Origin of the sequence: Streptomyces sp. NPDC055955 (assembly GCF_042270245.1) — a bacterium.
In the GTDB taxonomy this organism is placed as follows: Bacteria; Actinomycetota; Actinomycetes; order Streptomycetales; family Streptomycetaceae; genus Streptomyces.
In genome coordinates this window covers 13,776-33,059 of the sequence record NZ_JBHJYS010000024.1, presented here as the reverse complement: position 1 = coordinate 33,059, position 19,284 = coordinate 13,776, and the positions used below count along the sequence as shown (strand labels likewise).

Sequence of the window (19,284 nt, the reverse complement as noted above, 5' to 3'; positions counted from 1 at the left end):
AGGTCGAGGTCGTCGCCGCCGTCCAGGAAAAAACGCCCGCAAGGCTTCCTCCGCTGCGCGTTCGAAGCTGTGCACGCAGTTCAAATGCTCGGGCAGAGGTGAGTGTGGCTGAGTACGCCAAATGGCCACTCTGGCACTCCAATTGGTGTTCAAAGACTCGCCTCTTGCTGCTCAAAGACTCGCTTCGCGGCGGTGCGGTGTGAGTACGCGCTGTCCGCCTGGCCCTGGAACATCCGAGGCGGCCGCCCGCTCCCGCCCCTTCGTCGAACAAGCGTGAGCAACATCCGTAAGCTCCGGCCATGAGACTCTTCCGGACGCGCGGCCGCAAAGGCGACGCCAGGCAGCTGCCGAGTCCCCCTGTGTCCCAGGCCGTAGCCCTGTACAAGGCCGGGCAGTATGCCGAGGCGGAGGCCGAGGCCCGCGCCGTGGCCCGGTCGCTGCCACGCGCCGACAGGTATGCCCCGCTGGCGCTGAGCATCGCCGCGCTCGCCACGGGCGCCCAGGGTCGCCACGCCGATGCCGTCGCCACATACGACGAAGCGTTGCCGGCCTTCGGCAGGATCTTTGGGGTCCATCATTGGCAGACCCTGAAACTGCGCTCGGACCGCGCCCAGGAGCTGGCTGCGCTCGGTCGGCACGCCGAGTGTGAGGCAGAGTGCGCGGCCGTCGCCCGGACCGCTGACCGCGGCGCAGGCCCGGAGATGCAGGAACTGGCGGCGGCCACCCGCAACGGACTGGTCTTCGCCCTCAACGCGCAGGGACGCCACCCGGAGGCCGAAGCGCTCGCCCGCGAGGCCCTGGCCGCCCATCCCGAACCGGACCGGCTGTCCCTGGTCCTGCGGCTCGGCCTGGCCCGCAGCCTCAACGGCCAGGCCCGCCACCAGGAGGCCATGGCCGAGGCGGACCGCGCCGACGAGCTGCGCCGTAGCCTGCCCGAGGAACACCGCCGCCCAGAGACCGGCGCCGTCGAACTGGCCGTGGCCACCGCCCTCCTGGGGCTCCGCCGCGGTACCGAAGCCCGCCTCCGGGCAGCAGCCGCTCACGACGCCTGCCTGGCCTCCTTCGGCCCGGACCATCGCCGCACCGTCGAGGCTCGGGTCCTCCTCGACCGCATCGACAGCGCCTGACCGGGCGCGCCCTGTCGCGCAGGGCTGACCACGCGGGCGCCGATCTGACCTCACCAGGCCTGGCCCGCTAGCCGGTCCCGGCGTCCAGTCGCCGTGCGATCGCGTCGGCCGCGGCCAGCGGGAAGGCGTGGTGCGAGACTCCTGGCACGACCTCGGTCCGCGCTCCGGGGAGCATCTCGGCGACGGCCCGGGCGACGCGGCGGGGGTCGTGGCAGCGAGCGCGCCCGGCCAGCAGTACGCGTACCGACAGCTCCCGCAACGGGGCCGGGTCCGGCAGCGGCCCGATGACCGGGCGGACGGCCGGGAAGCCGGCGCTCTCCTCCTGGAGCCGCAGCCAGGCCGGGTCGAGGGTGGCCCGGCCGGTCTCCCAGGCGAGGAAGGAGCGGATCCGTCGCGGGGTGGGACGCGCCAGCATCGGCAGCGCGCGCAGGACGTAGGCGGGGCTGAGGCCGGCGAAGACCCGGGTCGGGTCGAGGAGGACGAGGCCGGCGACCCGCTTCGGCCGCCTGGCCGCGTAGTGGGCGGCGATCCAGGCCCCGTACGAGTGCCCGCCGAGCAGCACCGGACCCGCGTCGGGGCCCGCGGTACCGATCTGGTCGAGGACCGCGTCCAGCCAGCCGGTGAGGTCGTCGACGGAGCGGACCGGACGCCCGGGCTGAGGCACGCTGAAGCCCGGATCTCCCATCAGGTCGACGCCGTGCACCTGGTAACGGTGGGTGAGCCCGGCCGCGGCGCAGGCGCCCCACACCGTGGAGGTGGCCCCGCCGCCCGGCAGCAGGACGAGTGGCGGCGCCGTGGCCGGTCCGCAGCTGTTGACCCGGGTGACGCCGTAGGGGGTCGGCAGGTCGGCGCGGTCGACCGGCCCGGGCCACCGGCCGAGGACCTCGTCGTAGGCGGTGCGGAAGGAACCGGGCACGATCACGGACATGTTGACCCCATTCTCTCGCCGAGCAAGAATCTCGCTCAGCGAGAGATCCTAGGCGGAGGCGATGTGGACAACAACCAGCACGACGACCGTGGCAGGACCGACCGGAGCGGCCGCGGGCCGCAGGAGCCGGACAGCCTGCGGCTGGTGCACCTGCTGCGCGCCGTGAGCGTCGAGTTCGGCCTGCGTCAGGCCGAGTTCGCCGACCGCAACGCCATGCACAACACCGACGTACGTGCGTTGATCTGCCTCCTCGACGCCGCCCGGGCCGGCGAGCCGGCCACCGCCGGCCTGCTCTCCGCTCGCCTCGGCCTCAACTCGGCCGGCACCACCGCCGTGATCGACCGGCTGGAGCGGCTCGGGCACGTGGCCCGGGTGCGCGACGACCGCGACCGGCGCCGTGTCCTGCTGCGTGTCGAACCGGAGGCGATCCGTCTGGGCCAGGAGTTCTTCCGCCCCGTCATCGACGGGCTGCTGGACGTGCTGGACTCCTTCGGCCCCGCCGAACGGGACACCGTGCGAAGCTTCCTGACGGCCGCCCACGCCGTCCTCAGCCCAGAACAGGACCGATGACCTCGAGAGCCCACCGCGGGTGGAGGCGTGTGTTTTCTCTGGGCTTGTGTGTCCTCGGGCGGCGCCCGGACGCGGTGACCGACCGGTTCCCCGCTCCGCTGCCGGCCCCATTCTGTGCATCGGACTTGTACACCGGGGGCCAACCAGCGTGCAGGCCACGGGAGCCTTGGCTGCGCTCCCATGCGGACCGCCCTTTCGGCGACGACTTCGGCTTGGCCCGAGCCCCGCCCGCTGCACACCCGTCAGGCGCGCAGCCCCGCCTGCCGCAAGCCAATCGCCGCCAGGTCGGCGATGACCTGTTCGTCGCGGCGCCGCCAAGCCTCTGCGAGGCCGCCAGGTGGCGTGGGCAGCGTTGTGAGATCGCGCTGCGAGCCGGCGAGGACGCGCAGCGCGAGGATGTCGGCGCCGCCCGGACTGACGGCGAGGCGCCGGGTGAGGGCGCTGCGGCGGATCCAGCGCAGGCGCGGGGGCAGCCACAACAGCAGCACGAACACCACGGAGATGACGATCAGAGCGACCGTGGTCAGCGTCGCCACGTGGCCCACCGTGTCCTGAAGCGAACGACCTGCGTCGGCCAGCCCGGTGCCGGCGCCGGCGGCGGACCTGAGCTGCTTCTTCAACTGGCCCCCGACGAACGGCACCTTCGAGGCGGCGTCGCCCGCGTCGACGAGTCCGTCAGAGAGGCTGTTGCCGGCGCTTTCCGCCTTGCGGCCCGGAGCGGCCAGTTGACTGATCGCGTCGTGCACGGCCAGAGCCAGCTTCACCGCGGCACAGATCAGGGCCACCGCGATCAGGTCTGCGAGGATCTGGCGGCTCCGACGTGCCGTGGTCTGGGCATACAGGCGCATGGGCGTGCTCCTTCTCCAGTGGGGCATCGGTGGCCGACGACTGCCCATACGGCTACCCCGAAAGGGAGGGGGGACGCCGTGCCCACGTCGGCCCATGGGCCCTCAGAGATAGACCAGGCCCTGCCGCATTTCAGCGGCGCAGCCGGACAGAACTGTCAACCACACCCGTTCGCGATCCTCATATGCTCCAGGTGGGCCTCTCGGTGAGCCGGAGCGCTCTCGCCACTGCCGCGGCATCGGCGCGGCCCTGCGTCCCGGTGCCCGTCACCGCGACCATCCGGTTCGCGCATCCGAGCGGGACGATATGAGGAAGCCACAGACCCTACGTTCGTCCGGTCGCGCAACGATCGGCGACACTCGTAGGGTGACCGGCCATGGCGACCTTGTTTCTCACGTGCGGTGTAGCGGGTTCCGGGAAGACCACGTTGGCTCGGAAGCTGGAGCAAGAGCGCGGCGCGCTTCGGTTGACCGGTGACGCATGGATGCGGAGGCTTTATCCAGACCTGCCGGCCTTCGCCCCTGCAGCCGTCCGTGACCGCGTCGAGAAGCTTCAGTTCGACCTGGCCCTGCAAGTCCTCGAGCAAGGCATCGATGTCGTTGTCGACTGGGGGCTGCTAGGACGGGACGAACGCGACCACTATCGGACTCAGGCCCAGGACCGTGGGGCCAAGGTCGTTCTGTGCCTACTCGATCCACCACTCGCGGTGCTGCGCGAGCGTTTGGAGATCCGCAACAGGAAGGTTTCAGCCGACACTTACGGCATTCCTCTTGCCAAGCTCGAAGAACAATTCAGGGTCTTTCAACGGCCAACGCCTCAAGAGTTCTCAGCCTTTGACAGCGATCCTGCGTTGTCTGCAGAAGGTGGGGTCAGAACCTGATCCGGCGCCTCGGCATCGCTGCGCAACCGCTGTCGATTCAGGGCTGTCGGTGAGGTCCTCGTCCTGGACCTGCGCAAATCTCAGGACTGCTCCATCGCGTGTGGTCCGCCGCCTTTCCGCGCCACCGACCTCGCCAATGCGGCCGACGACGAGCAGGGCGAGTAGAGCGATACGTGCACAGCTGGCGGTTGCGCCCCGAACGGGAAGCTGTGTGAACACCGCCGCCGTTCCCGAGGCCCTCGCTGCGGAGGCGCACGCCGCCCGCCGCCGCAAGACCTTGACCGCGCTCCAGCGTGTCCACGACGCCATCGCGCGGATCCGACGGGAGAAGGACCAGGTCAGCGCCGCCTCATCGCCCGCCGAGCAGGCATCTCGCGCGCCTTCCTTCACGACGACGACGCCGAGGCCGGAGCCGCGGTCGCCGTGTTCCCAGGCGCGGTGGAAGTGGCGGGCGCGCGGGTCACAGAAGAGGAAGCGCGCCAGATTGGGGGCTGCTCGCAGGTGTCGAGCGTGTGTGCCTCCGTGGATGAGTCGCCGGGCGTGACGGACTGGCGCACCGTCGAGAAGGGATCACACCGCGTCATGACAGTGACCGCATCCTGGCGCCCCGCGCTGCGCCCCGACACTGTGGGTGAGGGGCTGTATGCAAGGTGCTTCCGGCCACCGCCGTACTCGGCTTCTTCGTGATCACCGCTGATGCGGCGATGGCCCTCGGCCAGGCAACAACCCGAACGTATAATTTGCCACAAATTGTCCATATGGAGCAATGTGGAGACATGGGTGGCAAAGGCGGCCCCACGCTCATTGCGTCGGTCCAGCGAGCCTTCCGGTTGATGGAGGCTGTGGGCGCGCACGAAGGTGGCGTAACGGCCAAGCAGCTCGCGCGCGAGACCGGGCTCGCTCTGGCCACGACCTACCACTTGCTGCGCACGATGGTGCACGAGGGCTACCTGCGCAAACTCGACGACAGTACGTTCGTCCTGGGGGAGAGACTGGGCGCACTGCATGGGGGAAGTCGCGATCAGGCGGCGCTCAGCAGAGTCCGTCCCACGCTCACGGAGTTGCGGGACGGCCTGTCGGCCGCGGCTTATCTGACCCTCTATGAGGACGGCGAGATCCGGGTCGCGGAGATCGTGGACGGGCCGAAGGCGCCCCGCGTCGATCTGTGGGTCGGCTTCGAAGACGCAGGGCACGCCACAGCGCTCGGCAAGTGCGTGCTGCGTGAGCTCGACGACGATGCCCGCGCCGACTACCTCTCCCGCCACACGCTGAATGACCTCACCCCTCGCACCATCACTCACCGCGCCGAACTGCTACGGCGTCTCGACGCCGCGCCCCATGGGCCTGCCGTCACCGATCTCGAGGAGTACTCCCTGGGTACCGCGTGCGTCGCAGTGCCCATCCGTCAAGGCGACACGCTTGGCGCGCTCGGCATCTCCCTGCGCGCCAACCGCACCGACCGTCTCGAAGGTGCCGTGTCGACGCTGGTCGCCACGGCGGAGCGGGTGTCGCGCGGACTCTCGCTCACCATCTGAAAACCGAGTCCTTGCGACACCGCACCCATGGCACGTTTCATGTATTAGCGGGATAAACCGGACATGGGTGCAGAGGAGCAGGGACGTGCGCGATCAGGGCGTCGCAGGACCGAATGAGTCGGTCGACTGCCATGTGACGAATGGCTGGACGATCGTCGAAGCCAACGACGAGATCGACATCGTCTTCGCCCCCCTCGTGCACGACGCAGTGATCCGGAGTCTCGCCGAGGGGCACCGTCACTTCGTTCTCGATCTGTGCAGCACCCCCTTTCTGGACTCCATGGGGCTCGGCATGATCGTCGCCGTCACCAAGCGCATCAAAAGCAGTCATGGGTCGCTGAGGATCGCCTGCTCCGACGCGCGGCTCCTGCGCGTCTTCTCTCTCGGCGGTCTGCGTCACATCTACTCGTTCCACGACTCCGTCGAGCAGGCCATCGCGCAGTCCCCCAGCGCAGAGGGGCTTGCCGGCTGGCCCGGCAAGCGCGGCTGACGGACCGATAGGGCAATGAGGCCGGCATCTCGCGCCCGTCAGCCAGGCACATGCACCCCGACGGGTCCGGCCACCACGCGCCCGGGGATTCCATGCACCTGGTCTCCGGCGCGATCGTTTGCATCAACTGGCGTGTGATGCCGGCCAGTTGATGCACCCTGTCGGCGTGGCGATCGACGCGCTGTGTTCACGTTTCCACGCCTCGCCCCGCCGTCCCGGGCTTCGCCGCACGGCACTCGCCGTCCGACGAGAGTTCTTCAAAAGTGGCCCTTACGCCCCTTCAGCATCCACGCATCACCACGCGGCGAAGGGGGCCTCAGGCGCAGACGAGACACCTGACGCGCGCCTTCAAAATCCAGAACCCAGCCCCGGAGCCGCGTCACTGAGCCGGGGTCGGCTGGGTGAGATTCACGGGGTTGCCGTCGGGGTCCTGGATGTGGGCGACGCGCTGTCCCCACGGCATGTCGTTGGCGCCGCGGCGGACCGAGCCGCCCAGCGCCTCCACCCGGCCGAGCGTCTCGTCGACGTCGTCGACACCGATGCTGAGCAAGACCCGCGGTGCCGCCCCGTTCCCCGGATCCTTCTTGGCCACCAGCCCGAGGTCGCTGTCGCCGATACGCAAGCCGACATAGAAGGCGGGCCCTTCCTCCGGAACCCGGAAGATCTCCTCGGCGCCGAACAATTTCGTATAGAAGCTGAGCAGGACGTCCTGGTCAGCAGTCGTGATCACTGGCTGGATGGTCGACATGGCACTCCTGTCGAGAACGGTCGTATCGCCGGGTAGACCGTTCGAGGACGGCGAACTCATCGGCAAAACCGCCCTGCCAGATGATCTACGCCCCAGACCGCCGACCACGACCAGTACGAGCACCCAGAAACGACGTCACGCCACCCGCCCAATGGAGCTTCCAACGAGCCTTGCAGAACCAGGACGAAGGCTCCAAAGCGCTGACGCCCGATGACGTCTCCGGCAGCCCGGGAGCCGACGGGCAGAGCCGCGACGGTTGACGCCGGCCTCCGCCCACCTCCGCCGCACTGCGTCCGACGTCGTCACTCTGGGGCCTGCCGCCCACGCAGAGTCGTCCACAGACCGATCATGGCAGCCAGCAACCCCTGCCACGCAGCCCTTGCGGTTCGGATGGGCAAGAGCGCGTAGGTCGAAACCCGTACGCCACTTCTTTGAACCTACCCGAGTGCCACGCGATCATGGTGAGTCACGTCATGAGACCGTCAGTGCTTGAAGGTGTCCTTGGCACTCTCCCTCGCGCCCCGCATCTTGCCCCGCGCTTCGAGGGCGGCGCCCTTTGCGGCGAGGTCATCCTTGTGTACGGCCCAGGCCGCCTTCCGTAGGGTCTTTCCGACCACCTGTTCGGCCTTTGCCTTGGCTTTCTCTCCGGCACTCATCTCAGTACCTCCGCGCTCACTGGTCGAGTGCCCTCTAGTCGGCCGGATCAGTCACACGGAAGCCGTGGATCACTGCCGGGCCACACCGCGACCGCATGCTCGAGCTGCCTGAGGGTCGTCCCGCAAGCCCTGCGACCTGCTGCTCGACGCCGGGTACGGCCTGCCGGCGATATCGACGGAACCGCACGAGTGTCCGATGTATGGGGGGCCTCGATGGCCTGGCAGGACGTCGCGTCCAGCAGGTCGTGGCCGTCTGGCACCGCCGCGATTGCGAGGATGCGGCCGGCCCTCTGGAGATCTGGCGCGCCGACGACGTCGGTGGCTACATCCACGTCACCGCTGGCTCCGACCGGTGCCTGATCGTGGAGGACGCGGCACCCCACGCGGGATACGACCTTGGTGAGAGCGGCCGGGTCGAAGCGGTGGCGAGTGAACGCGGGGCGCCGTTTGCCCGCTGGCGGGTGAGGTCGTGCTCGCGGTCAAGCAGGACCTCAGCAGAGAGCTGCCGGGGTGGAAAAGTGCACATCGAGGGGTATGTGCAACCGGCCGTGACGGCCCTGCTTCACTGCGCCGACCGGCTGTGGTGGGTTGGAGAGGGCGTACGACGGGGCGTCAGGTGCTGACGCGTGCAAGGAAGTCGCCAATGATGTCGGTGATCTCGTCGAGGTGGCTTTCCAGGGCGAAGTGGCCGGCCTCCAGGAGATGCACTTCGGCGTCGGGTAGATCGCGCTGGAAGGCGCGGGCGCCGTCCGGGCCGAAGATCTCGTCGTTGCCGCCCCATACGGCGAGCAGGGGGACCTGGCTGTCGCGGAAGTACTGCTGCAACCGCGGGTAGAGCGCCACATTGGTCGGGTAGTCGCGGAACAGCGCGAGCTGGATGGCGTCGTTGCCCGGGCGGTCGAGCAGTGCCTGGTCGATGACCCAGTTGTCCGGGCTGACGAGGCTGGGATCGCTGACTCCGTTGAGGTACTGCCAGCGGGTGACGTCGAGCCCCAGGGCCCCACGCAGTGGCTTCTCGTTCTGGGGAGTGGGGTTGTCGGCATAGGCGAACAGGCCGTCCCAGAAGGCCTTCACGAAGCCTTCGGTGTAGGCGTTGCCGTTCTGCGTGATGATCGCGGTGATGCTCTGCGGGGAGCGCAGCGCAAGACGCCAAGCGATGGGCGCTCCGTAGTCCTGGACGTAGACCGCGTACCGGCTGACGCCGAGGTGTTCCAGCAGGGCCGCGGTCATATCGGTGAGTGAGTCGAAGGTGTAGTCGAACTCCTCGGTGCTCGGCATGGCCGAGTGCCCGAAACCGATCATGTCCGGGGCGATGACCCGGTAGTGGTCGGAGAGTGCCGGGATCAGGTTCCTGAACATGTGCGAACTGGTCGGGAAGCCGTGCAGGAGAACCAGGGCCGGGGCGTCGGGGGTGCCGGCTTCCCGGTAGAAGACATCCAGGCCGTTGACGGTCGCTGTGTGGTGATGAACGACGTGGCTGCTCATGACAACTCCAGGGTCGCTTTGAGCTGGTGTCTACGATGGAATCACGGGAAATCTAACCTGTCAAATGCAATTTGAAGGTTAGATTCGATGAGGTGGAAGTCAGATTCAAAGAGGCGGGAGAGTGTGTGCGGTCGGGCTTGGTGAGGTCGCCTCTGCGTGTGAGGCGGGGGTGCGTTGCGGTGTTCTGTGGGCGCCGGGGGATCGGGTGCAGACGCTGACGGTTCCCTTGATTGCGGCCATCGGGATCTCGTGGGGGCGACGGCAAGGTAACCTGTCAAGTGATGTATAGAGGTTAGGGGTGTGATGATGGGCAGCATGATCCCGGAGGACGCACTGCTGGAACTGCTCAACACCACCCCCATGGTGGGTGGGGCTGTCCAGGACGCCCTGGACGACGGGGACGAGGGCCGCGCGTGGACCCGGCAGCACGGCGGCACCGGGAGCACGGCTGAGCTGCGCCACCTCATTGCGGCACGCGATGCCCTGCAGGACGTCGTACGTGGCAACGCCGATGCGGCCTGCCTGGGAGAGTTCCTGACCGAGGCGCGCAGCGTTCCGGACATCTCCACCGGCAGGCTTGAATGGATTCTGCACACCCCTGCCGAAATGCGCCTGGCGAGTGAGGCGGTACTGACCTGGGCCACGTTGCAGGAGAACCGTCCTGGAAGGCTCAGGCCCTGCGCCAATCCGCAGTGCCGGCGCTTTCTCCTGGACCGCAGCAAGCCCAACACCGCGCGCTGGTGCTCGATGGCGGAGTGCGGAAACCGCATGAAGGCCCGGCGCCACTACCAGCGCGCCAAGGACGCCCAGACCTCCTGACCCCGCCCCGAGCGCCGGCCCGCTCACCGCCGGGGGAGCCGGAAAGCTTCAAGGGCACCGTTCTCGCACGCCCGGCACGCCCAGGACGCCCAGGACGCCCGGCACGCCCGGCACGCCCGGCACGCCCGGCACGCCCGGCACGCCCAGGGTGTAGGCGCCGACGGGGTTACAGGTCCAAGATCACGTCCGTGTCCGGGACGCTGCAGCACGGCAAGGACTCGCCCGTCCCGGGCTCTTCCAATGGGGGAGTCGTATAGCGGACCTTGCCCGACAAGAGCGGAGTGATGCAGGTGTGGCAGACCCCGGTGCGGCAGGACCAGCGCGTGGGCACATCGCACGCTTCCGCCAGTTCGAGCAGGCTCGCGAACGTGTCCGACCAGGTGGTGGCCAGCCCGCTTCGGGTGAACGTCACCGAAGGGCCCTCGCCCTGCGGGCCGGGCGGCTGGTGAGGGCTGCGCTGGACCGTATTGATCAGTCCCGGATTGATGGCGGACAGCGCGCCGAAGACCTCTGAGTGGATGTTCTCCTGCCTCAGGCCGACGTCGACCAGCGCCGCGGCAACGTCCTCCATGAAGGCGACCGGGCCGCACAGATAGGCATGCGCTTCGGACGGAATACCCAGCGCGCGGATCTGCTCGCGGCCGACACGCCCCTGGACGATGCCCGCTCCCGTGCCGGCCTCGACATCGCCCGGATTCGGGGCCGTGTAGTACGTGACGGCCCGGGCGTTGGGCAGGCGCTCCAGCGCGCGGCCGGTCTCTTCGGCGAAGGCGTGGTGGCGAGCGTCGCGGGCGGTGTGGACCCACCACACGGGCCGGGCGCTGTCCTGGGCGGCGAGCTGATGCAGCATGGCAAGGACGGGTGTGACGCCGATGCCGGCCGAGAAGAGTGCCACCGGTGTGTCGGCACTGCCCAGCTCTTCGCTGTTCAGTACGAACATTCCGCGCGGGGCTGCGGCCTCGATGGTGTCGCCGGCCGCGAGCCGGGTGTGCAGATAGTTGCTGGCCGCGCCTTGGTCCTCGCGCTTGACGCTGATGCGGTATTCGGCGGCGCCGGGAGCCGACGAGAGCGAGTAGGAGCGTACGAGGGTCGGCTGGCCTTCCTGGAGGATGCGCACGCTCAGGTACTGGCCTGCCAGGGCCGTCGGCAGGTCCTGAGATTCGTCGGTGTCGCGCAGGTAGAAGGACGACACGGCCGGTGTCTCAGGCACGACACGGTCTACCCGAAGCCGCCTGAAACCCTCCCAGGCGGGTCCGGCCGGCGGTGCCGGGGCCGGGTGAAGGAGCCGGCGGTGCATGTCCTCGAAGGACTGGCGCCAGCCAGGACTCAGTGCCGTGATACCGCGTGCGGCCTGCAGTTTCAGCGGGTCGGGGTCCGGGAGGTAGAGCAAGGCGTCGACCTCGGCGACCGTCAGAGAGTTCTCATCGGAGTGCGTCCGCGTGATCGCGTCCCCAGCTTGTACGTGCCCCTCGGCGATGACGCGGAGGTAGAAGCCGGGGCGGTGATGGGAGGCCATCAGCGACGCCATGCGAGGTTCGCCCAAGCGCATCCCGACGCGGTAGCAGGTGACGCGTGGTTGCGTGACTTCGAACTCGGCTTCGCCGATGCGGTAACGGTCGCCGATGCGCACCTCGTCGTCGGAGAGTCCGTCGACCGTGAAGTTCTCGCCGAAATGGCCGGGCGCCAGATCGTCACGCGAGAGGACTTCGCTCCAGTAGGCATACGACTGGTTCTGGTATACGAGGACCGCTCTGATCTCCCCGCCGTGGCCCTGCAGGTCACCCTGGCCGTCACCCTCGATGTTGAGCCGACGCACCATTCGAGGGCCCTCGACCGGGGCTTTCCACGCGCCCGTGCGGACCTCGTTGCCCCTCCACTGCACGTTCTTCGGCAGTCCCACGTTGACGGACAGCAGTGTTGCCATGGTGTTCCTCCCGGCAGGCACACCCGCACAGGTCGGTTTTGATCTTCCGCTGGCAGCTCTTACCTGGGGTCCTCAGTCTAAATCGCGCCGCGGTGACGGCAGATGCGAAGCGGGCGGGTGGCCACGAGTCGTTCAGGGCCAGTGGATACCAATACGCGAGCGGTCGCCCTCTGGCGCTCGCTCGGCCTCACGGTGGTGGGGACCCTCTCAGAAGGAATCCACCATCCGGCGCACGGATATGTGGGGCTGCGCATCATGCACCGGGCGCTCTGAGCGCACACGTGCGTACCCGTGTGCAACCGCGCGCCGATCCGGCCGGACCGAGCTTCGGGGGCCGACGGCCACCCCCGTCGGGCCCCCCGCGGGCTGCTCTGACTTGCCGGACTGCGCCCGGTGCAGAACCTGGGGCGCTGTCTCGGTTCGGCCTCCAACTTGCTGTTCTCCATCCGCTCGTGTGATCGGCGACGTTCGAACGGGGGCCTGGTTCGGGTGAGTTGGCTGGTGTGGAGGCATGGAAGAAGGGCCTCTCGGCAGCTCGCGGATGTCGAGTCCAGCGAGAAGCAAGAGGCCCTGTCGCCCGAGTGTCGCGTGGTCGTGGTGGCCGGGTCCAGCTCATCCACTCGTGGGTGTGACTGCCTTGTCCACAGGTTCGGGAACGCGTCCGACCGGCCGGCCCGGCGGCCGCGGTACGGCTCGGACATGAACGATGTCGAGTGGACCCTGGTGCGGGATCTGCTGCCAGTATCCGGGTGACGTCGGCGCACACCGTGCAGTCGGTCAGGTGCTCAACTCATGGTGTGCGCACCCGAGTAGGGTAGTGGTCGGCGACCACCCGGCTCATCGCGCCGAGCGGATCGGCGGCGACCTGCGTGGCCGAGAAGTAGACGTTGCCGCGCACCTGTGGGTAGTGGGTGTCGAAGTCGAGGTGACGGGAGAGCTCGGCCTGGTCCTGCCACGCGGCGGGCTGTCCGGCGACACCGACCTTGTACAACGCCTCGCCTACGTAGAGCTGGACACGGGTGCCGGAGACGACGTCGGACCACCAGGGCACCAGCACGCCGTAGTCGGCGGCGGCGAACCCTATGTTCCAGTACACCTGCGGAACGATGTAGTCGATCCACTCCTCCTGAACCCACTTGCGGGTGTCGGCGTGCAGATCGTCGTAGGTCTGCACGCCGGCAGTGGTTGCCGAGCCCAGCGGGTCGGTGCCCGCGTTGCGCCACACGCCGAACGGGCTGATGCCGAACCGCGTCCGTGGCCGGATCCGCCTGATGCGCTCGGCCATCTCCCGCACCAGCAGGTCGGTGTTGTTGCGGCGCCAGGCGTCGCGGTCGGCAAAGCCTGTGCCGTAGCGGGCGTATGCGTCGTCGTCCTGGAACGTCTGCCCGGCGACGGGATACGGGTAGAAGTAGTCGTCCCAGTGGACCGCGTCGATCGGGTAGCGGCGGACCGCGTCGAGCATGGCGTCCTCGACGAAGCGGCGCACTTCGGGCAGGCCCGGGTTGTAGTAGAGCTTGCCGCCGAACGGCACGATCCACTCCGGGTGGAGGCGGGCCGGGTGTGTGGGTGTCAGCGCGGTGACATCGGTCGTCAGCGAGACGCGGTAGGGGTTGAACCAGGCATGCAGCTCCAGGCCACGGCGGTGCGCCTCGTGCACGGCCGTCCCCAGCGGGTCCCAGCCCGGGTCGCGTCCCTGGACACCGGTGAGGTACCGCGACCACGGCTCGTAGGGCGAGGGCCACAGGGCATCGGCGGTCGGCCGTACCTGGAACATCACGGCGTTCAGGCGCCGTTCGACCGCCACGTCCAGCAGGTCGCACAGCTCCTGCCGCTGCTCCTCGGGTGAAAGGCCCGGCGCCGAAGGCCAGTCGGTGTTGGCCACGGTGGCAATCCACATGCCGCGCAGTTGCCTGTGCCCGGCGCCGTGGCCGCCGGCGGCCGGCGCGTGCTCCGTCCCGGCACCCGCAGCCGGTGTGTCCGCCGCCTGAGCGTTGGCCGGCAGGGTCACGGCAGCGAGCGTGCCCGCGGCCGCGGCGGTGAAGGTTCTACGCGAGAGTCTCTCCATGTGCGCCTCCTGATGCTCCATCACGGTCCGCCGATAATGGGCCCGTTCCCTCCTTGGCGGCAACCACAAAATGGTCTAGTCCACTGTAGGATTCCTGCGGTTCTCCGCCCGGTGAGGGCTTGGCTGCGCAGTCGCCGGATCAGCTCTGTGGCGACACGGATGTTCGCGGAGAAACTCGTGAACTATGCCTGGTGGGCCTGTCGTTCGCCGCATATTCTCCGACGGGCTGCCCCCTCGACCCTGGTCTTTCCACTTACCTCGGAGTCCCCATGGTGATGCACGAGCACGAAGTCGATCGCCGCACCCTGTTCCGGGTCGGCCTCGGCGCGGCAGTCGCCGCTGTCGTCGGCACGGAGGTGGCGTTCCCCGCCGCCGCCGGTGCGACGCCCTTGCCCCAGTTCCCCTGGATCATCGACTGCGACACCTGGGGTGCGCGGCCGCCGGCCAGCCCGACCCAGATCACCGGAAACACCACCAACAAGATCATCCTGCATCACATGGATTTCCCCAACGTCACGGACTACTCCCGTGAGCACGCCATGCAGTTGGCGCGTGACTGCCAGGACCTGCACATGGACACGAACGGCTGGGCGGATACCGGCCAGCACTTCACCGTCAGCCGCGGTGGCTACGTCCTCGAGGGCCGCCACCGCAGCCTGGAGACCCTCGCCGCCGGCGAGCACCAAGTGACGGCCGCCCACTGTCCCGGGGAGAACGGCAACGCCATCGGGATCGAGAACGAGGGCACATACATAACCGAGACCCCGCCTCCGGCACTGCTGCACTCGCTGGTGCAGTTGTGCACCGCGGTGTGCCGGCAGTTCCACCTGAACGCGTGGGACATCTTCGGTCACTGGGACTTCCGCCTGGGCACCGACTGCCCCGGCATCGCCTTCTACCGACTCTTCCCCCAGATTCGCAAGGGGGTACTGCATTCCATGGGCGTGTCGCCAGCCGCGGCACCGGCACGGCGCTGGCCGGACATCTGGCGGTTCGTCGACAGCCAGGTGGTACAGGTCGCCCAGTACCTGCTGGTGAACGCCGGCTACAGCGACCTTTCCATCGACGGCGTGTTCAGCACCAAGATGAACACCGTCGTCGCCGACTTCCAGACCAGCCACGGTCTCGCCGTCACCCCCGACGCCACGTTCGACACGGCAACCTGGGAAGCACTCGCGCCCTCCCTGGACAAGGACGCCTCCGGGCTGCCTGTCCAGGCCGTGCAGTATCTGCTCACCATCAAGGGCTACGCCGACACCGTCAGCGTCACCGGCACCTATGACCACAACACCATGAAGGCGGTCCAGGACATGCAGCGCCTGCACAGCCTCCACCCCGACGGCAGGGTCGACCTCAGCACGTGGTGTGCCCTGACCGGCGGCACCGTCCGTGAGGCTCTCACCCACTGAGCCGGCTCCAACTGACGGCCCACAACCGCACCCTCGATGAGCGGCCGCAATGCCGGCCGCTCCAACCTTCGCTTCCACGGCCATTACGGCGTCGGCCTCGAAGCCGAGGACGCGGGCACCTGTGAACCCCGGGGGAATTCCGCTCAGTCCGGTCCGGTGACCAGGGGAAACCCGGCGCCGGCGCGGACCACCTTTCACGGGCTTCGGCAGCATGGATGTGGAGTTGCTGCCTTCGAGGGCGGTGCCTCATGACCGTTGGCGGCGGTTTAGGGTCACGTGCATGTCGAGGACCACACCGCCGCGCCCGCTCGATGTCGAGGCGCTGTTCCCGGAACTGTCGGCCCACCGGGGCACCACCACCCGGCTCCACCCGCGCCCGGGCCGACCGGAAGTGGCGGACAGTTCCGTGGGCGGTCCGCTGCTGTGGCCGGCGAACGAACCATGGCCGATGTGCACCGAGCCCCACAGCCACGCGCGTGGCCGACGCCCGGCGGACATCCGCCGACAGCGGCAGATCCTGGCTTCCGCATGGCTGCGTGAACCGAACCCCGGCCCCACGGACGGGGAGCGGCAGCTGCTGGAGCAACTGGAACAGAAACACCGTCTCCCAGAGGCTGCTGCCAACGATCCACTTCCGCTGATCGGCGTTGCGCAGCTGTACAGGAAAGACATCCCGGACCTGCCGGCCGGGCCGGACGACTGCGATCTGCTCCAGGTGTTCTGGTGCCCTTTCGACGCGCACGGACCAACCGGCTACGGCATGCTGCTCGACCTGCGCTGGCGCCGGTCGTGGGAGGTCGCCGAGGTGCAGACTTCACCGCCGCAGCCGCAGGTCGTCGGCTTCGAGGGGTACGTGCCCGAACCGTGTGTGCTGCACCCGGAGCAAGTGACCACCTACCCGTTCGCCGGACTTCTCCCAGAGGACTTGTGCGCCCGGATCGACGCCTGGGAAGAAGCGCTGGAGGAGGCCGAGGAGCTGGCAGCCGAGGAGCTGGAGGATGAGGAACTGGCGGACGAGGACACCGCAGCGGTGGTCGGCTACCAGTACGACCTGTCCATCCCACCGGGCTGGCGCGTCGGCGGTTTCGCCTCCTGGCACACCACAGACCCGTCCCCTGTGAACTGCCGGACCTGCTCGACACCCATGCACCTGCTGCTGACCATCGACAGCTCGGAATGGGACGGCGGCAGTGGCAGCTGGAAACCACTGGAAGAACAGGGCCTGCCCGCGCACCGGTCCGGTACGCCGACCGAGGTCGCCGTGGGCCGCTGGGGCGAACTCAACATCTTCGCCTGCCCTGAAGAACCCGGCCACCCGCACCGCTGGAGCGTCCAGTAGGCCGCCCAGCCATGATCCGTGCCTGTGTGGAAGGGAGTTCGGAGTTCGTTTCCCCTGGAATCCGTAAACCAAGCCATCAGTTCATGCCGGCCGATGCGATGCATCGACATTGTCCGACCAGGCCAGGTGCCGCACTCCGGCACGCCCTCTGTGACGTTGTGAGAGAGACGGCACTTGATCGAGCCGAGTCCGATGAAGCACACAAGAAACAGCACGACCACAACCAGGCAACCGTTGAGCAGGCCCCCGCCGGCCGTTCCACTACGTACCCCGTGGTGTCTCCGCATGACCCAAGCGTGAAGGTGCCCGGACGGGCTAGGAGGTCGCCAGTCCGAGCCGTTACTCACCTCGCCCCACCCCGCCGCGCCTCGCTTACCGACGGCACCTCTGGGAAGGCAGCCACTCGTGAAGTGCTGCTGTATTGCCGCGGCTTCTGTGCCGCTCTCGACAGCCACCACCAGAGCGCAGGCTTCACCTTGTTCCGGGCCATCGCAGATGCGCATCCGGAGCTGCTCCCTGTGCTGTGATCGCTCAAGCAGGATCACTCGATGATCGACCGCCTGATGGGCAGCTCCGTACCGCGGTCGACTGTGCGACCGGATACTAGGCACCATGCCTGCCGGGATCGCGGACCCGGCCGCCGGCTGGAGTGTGTCTTCTCGGAGAGGAGTTGGCGGATTCTGTTGACTGACTCTGGAAGGGCGTACCTTGTCAGGTCATTGACCACTTCGAGCGGAGGCGGCTGATCGCAGTCCTACCGCCGTGGTCATGGGCGACCTGGGCGGGGCCGCCAGGAAGGCAGACGCCATGTCGGACCTCGACCGTCAGATTCCCTACTGGGATGCTGCCGCAGCCACGAAGACTTTCACGCACCCGCTCCATCTGCCATGGCTTGACGGGATCGACCGGCACGCCGCGATTCTCGACTATGGATGCGGCTACGGCCGCACGCTGCAGGAGCTCGAACAGCAGGGCTTCGACCATCTCACGGGTATCGACACCTCGCCAGGAATGATCGAGCGCGCACGTCTTCTCCAACCCACCGCACGCTTCGCCGTCTTGGACACACCGCCACTCTCGCCGTATCCGGATGCAGTCTTCGACACGGCCGTGCTCTTTGCCGTGCTGACGTGCATCCCTGGCGAAGAAGCCCAGCGCCGACTGGTCGATGAGCTGAATCGGGTTCTCAGGCCTGGCGGGATCCTGTACGTCAGTGACTACGTGCTGCAGGACGACGAACGCAACCGCAGTCGCTACGACCGCTGTGCCGGCCGCTACGACCATTACGGCGTCTTCGAGACAGACGACGGCGCGGTGTTCCGCCACCACCCCCGCTCATGGTTCTCATCCCTGCTGTCTGGATTCGAACCCCTCGACACCCGGGACATCACGGTGAACACCATGAGTGGGCATCCGGCAAGGGGAATCCAGCTCCTCGTACGCAAAACAGCGAGCTCGTGATGCGGCAGCAGCGGACGAGGTCTGCGCAGGTGCTCGCAGCGCCGAAGTGTTCGGGGTCCATCCGGTGGGGCCTGGCCCACCCTTGAGCTGCACTCCGGCCAGTGCCGCGGTGGTGGACTATCTGCTGGGCAACCGGCTGGAACAGATACAACTGACCGATGAAAAAGGGGAGTTCTTCAGGCTGGGAGTGCAGCGGCCGCTGGAGGAGTACGGCTGACGCCGTACGCCCGGCTGTGAGGATCTCTAGCGCGGGCCGAGGCCGGTGCGACCGTCGAGGAGCTCACGCGCGGCATCGAGGTGGCCGAGATGCCGCGCGGTCTCTTCGATCATGTGGAGAACGATCCCCCGCAAATCGGCGGTCTCCTCGTCCAGGGCGCTGCCGTGCCGCCCGGCCGGCTTCGCGTCCAGCGGAGTGGTGGCGAGCAGGGCATTGCCTCGTTCGCACTGCTGCCGGTAGAAAGCAAACACCTCCGCAACCGGGCGCCCCGATGTCATCACGTCCTCGTCGTCGGGCCACGGGACATCGACCGCGGTTCCGCAAAACACCTCTTGGAACCAGTGCCGCTCGGCATCAACCAGATGCTTGATCAGTCCCAGTGGTGTCCATCCCGAGGGCAGCACCGAGGTCCGCAGCTGCTCATCGGTGAGCCCGTCGAGGATGGCCGACGCACTGGCCCGCTGGGCGTCCAGGAAATGCTGCAGGGCAACAGCTTCCGCGGTCATCGCGTTGGTGGGAGCCATAAGTCATCCTCTCGAGCAACGCATCCGTCGTCACGCGCCGTAGGACTATTCCAGGTTTGAGGAGAGCGGAGAACCCCTTGCCAGGGGGCGGGCACGGAGACGCGGCCCGCTGCCGTTCGCCGCGGACGAGGTGTTGAGCTTGTAAGTGACCTCAGCAGCTAAGGATCTCCAGCGGCCCCATCCTGTCCCGAGGGCGCCCTGGGGACGAACCCAGCAAATTGATCACGGCTCGATGCGCGGCCTGGCGGCAACGTCCGCTGT

At 68.0% G+C, this 19,284-nt stretch carries 17 protein-coding genes and 1 pseudogene; 10 read left to right on the top strand and 8 right to left on the bottom strand.

Annotated features, from left to right (window positions below; genetic code table 11):
• Nucleotides 1-299: 299 nt before the first annotated feature.
• Nucleotides 300-1,127 (top strand): tetratricopeptide repeat protein, encoded by an 828-nt coding sequence (locus ACFC96_RS36155; protein ID WP_376261745.1) that lies wholly within the window; start codon nucleotides 300-302, stop codon nucleotides 1,125-1,127.
• Between the two features lie 67 nt (nucleotides 1,128-1,194).
• Here ACFC96_RS36155 and ACFC96_RS36150 read toward each other — a convergent pair whose 3' ends face one another.
• On the bottom strand, nucleotides 1,195-2,055 hold the full coding sequence (locus ACFC96_RS36150) for an alpha/beta fold hydrolase (RefSeq protein ID WP_376616326.1): 861 nt from the start codon (nucleotides 2,053-2,055) through the stop codon (nucleotides 1,195-1,197).
• A 63-nt stretch (nucleotides 2,056-2,118) separates the two neighbouring features.
• Here ACFC96_RS36150 and ACFC96_RS36145 point away from each other — a divergent pair, with 63 nt between their 5' ends.
• The gene (locus tag ACFC96_RS36145; RefSeq protein WP_376616324.1) at nucleotides 2,119-2,625 is read left to right on the top strand and encodes a MarR family transcriptional regulator; all 507 of its coding nucleotides are present in this window, start codon (nucleotides 2,119-2,121) and stop codon (nucleotides 2,623-2,625) included.
• Between the two features lie 242 nt (nucleotides 2,626-2,867).
• Here the strand turns inward: ACFC96_RS36145 and ACFC96_RS36140 are convergent, their stop codons facing one another.
• Nucleotides 2,868-3,473 (bottom strand): hypothetical protein, encoded by a 606-nt coding sequence (locus ACFC96_RS36140; protein WP_376224681.1) that lies wholly within the window; start codon nucleotides 3,471-3,473, stop codon nucleotides 2,868-2,870.
• A gap of 374 nt (nucleotides 3,474-3,847) precedes the next feature.
• Between ACFC96_RS36140 and ACFC96_RS36135 the strand changes: the two genes are divergently transcribed.
• From ACFC96_RS36135 to ACFC96_RS36125, 3 genes are all read left to right on the top strand, one after another.
• Nucleotides 3,848-4,351, top strand: coding sequence for an AAA family ATPase (locus ACFC96_RS36135; protein ID WP_376224682.1), 504 nt, complete (start codon nucleotides 3,848-3,850; stop codon nucleotides 4,349-4,351).
• A gap of 776 nt (nucleotides 4,352-5,127) precedes the next feature.
• Nucleotides 5,128-5,886 (top strand): IclR family transcriptional regulator, encoded by a 759-nt coding sequence (locus ACFC96_RS36130; RefSeq protein ID WP_376616478.1) that lies wholly within the window; start codon nucleotides 5,128-5,130, stop codon nucleotides 5,884-5,886.
• A gap of 85 nt (nucleotides 5,887-5,971) precedes the next feature.
• A complete protein-coding gene (locus ACFC96_RS36125) occupies nucleotides 5,972-6,376 on the top strand; it encodes an STAS domain-containing protein (RefSeq protein WP_376616322.1) in 405 nt (134 codons plus the stop codon).
• Nucleotides 6,377-6,755: 379 nt separating this feature from the next.
• Here the strand turns inward: ACFC96_RS36125 and ACFC96_RS36120 are convergent, their stop codons facing one another.
• From ACFC96_RS36120 to ACFC96_RS36110, 3 genes are all read right to left on the bottom strand, one after another.
• A complete protein-coding gene (locus ACFC96_RS36120) occupies nucleotides 6,756-7,124 on the bottom strand; it encodes a VOC family protein (RefSeq protein ID WP_376616320.1) in 369 nt (122 codons plus the stop codon).
• 482 nt (nucleotides 7,125-7,606) lie between these two features.
• On the bottom strand, nucleotides 7,607-7,780 hold the full coding sequence (locus ACFC96_RS36115) for a hypothetical protein (protein ID WP_376224688.1): 174 nt from the start codon (nucleotides 7,778-7,780) through the stop codon (nucleotides 7,607-7,609).
• A 612-nt stretch (nucleotides 7,781-8,392) separates the two neighbouring features.
• The gene (locus tag ACFC96_RS36110) at nucleotides 8,393-9,265 is read right to left on the bottom strand and encodes an alpha/beta fold hydrolase (protein WP_376616318.1); all 873 of its coding nucleotides are present in this window, start codon (nucleotides 9,263-9,265) and stop codon (nucleotides 8,393-8,395) included.
• A gap of 315 nt (nucleotides 9,266-9,580) precedes the next feature.
• Here ACFC96_RS36110 and ACFC96_RS36105 point away from each other — a divergent pair, with 315 nt between their 5' ends.
• The gene (locus ACFC96_RS36105; RefSeq protein WP_376224690.1) at nucleotides 9,581-10,084 is read left to right on the top strand and encodes a CGNR zinc finger domain-containing protein; all 504 of its coding nucleotides are present in this window, start codon (nucleotides 9,581-9,583) and stop codon (nucleotides 10,082-10,084) included.
• 166 nt (nucleotides 10,085-10,250) lie between these two features.
• Here the strand turns inward: ACFC96_RS36105 and ACFC96_RS36100 are convergent, their stop codons facing one another.
• Entirely contained in the window at nucleotides 10,251-12,008 is a 1,758-nt protein-coding gene (locus tag ACFC96_RS36100; RefSeq protein ID WP_376616316.1) for an MOSC domain-containing protein, read from the bottom strand.
• Nucleotides 12,009-12,149: 141 nt separating this feature from the next.
• Here ACFC96_RS36100 and ACFC96_RS36095 point away from each other — a divergent pair.
• Nucleotides 12,150-12,281 (top strand): annotated as a pseudogene (locus ACFC96_RS36095) (GNAT family N-acetyltransferase); the annotation flags it as partial.
• Between the two features lie 517 nt (nucleotides 12,282-12,798).
• Here ACFC96_RS36095 and ACFC96_RS36090 read toward each other — a convergent pair.
• Nucleotides 12,799-14,073: a glycoside hydrolase family 10 protein gene (locus tag ACFC96_RS36090; RefSeq protein WP_376261769.1), complete on the bottom strand. Its 1,275-nt coding sequence runs from the start codon at nucleotides 14,071-14,073 to the stop codon at nucleotides 12,799-12,801.
• Between the two features lie 275 nt (nucleotides 14,074-14,348).
• On the opposite strand from ACFC96_RS36090, the gene ACFC96_RS36085 reads away from it, so the two are divergent.
• The 3 genes from ACFC96_RS36085 to ACFC96_RS36075 all read left to right on the top strand — a co-directional run bounded on the left by ACFC96_RS36085 (nucleotide 14,349) and on the right by ACFC96_RS36075 (nucleotide 18,282).
• Nucleotides 14,349-15,482 (top strand): N-acetylmuramoyl-L-alanine amidase, encoded by a 1,134-nt coding sequence (locus ACFC96_RS36085; protein WP_376616314.1) that lies wholly within the window; start codon nucleotides 14,349-14,351, stop codon nucleotides 15,480-15,482.
• Between the two features lie 280 nt (nucleotides 15,483-15,762).
• Nucleotides 15,763-16,821: a hypothetical protein gene (locus ACFC96_RS36080; RefSeq protein WP_376616312.1), complete on the top strand. Its 1,059-nt coding sequence runs from the start codon at nucleotides 15,763-15,765 to the stop codon at nucleotides 16,819-16,821.
• A gap of 807 nt (nucleotides 16,822-17,628) precedes the next feature.
• Entirely contained in the window at nucleotides 17,629-18,282 is a 654-nt protein-coding gene (locus ACFC96_RS36075; RefSeq protein ID WP_376616310.1) for a class I SAM-dependent methyltransferase, read from the top strand.
• A 243-nt stretch (nucleotides 18,283-18,525) separates the two neighbouring features.
• On the opposite strand, the gene ACFC96_RS36070 is transcribed toward ACFC96_RS36075, so the two are convergent.
• Nucleotides 18,526-19,023 carry a DinB family protein gene (locus tag ACFC96_RS36070; RefSeq protein WP_376616308.1) on the bottom strand — a complete coding sequence of 166 codons (498 nt, stop codon included), beginning with the start codon at nucleotides 19,021-19,023 and terminating at the stop codon, nucleotides 18,526-18,528.
• Nucleotides 19,024-19,284 lie beyond the last annotated feature (261 nt).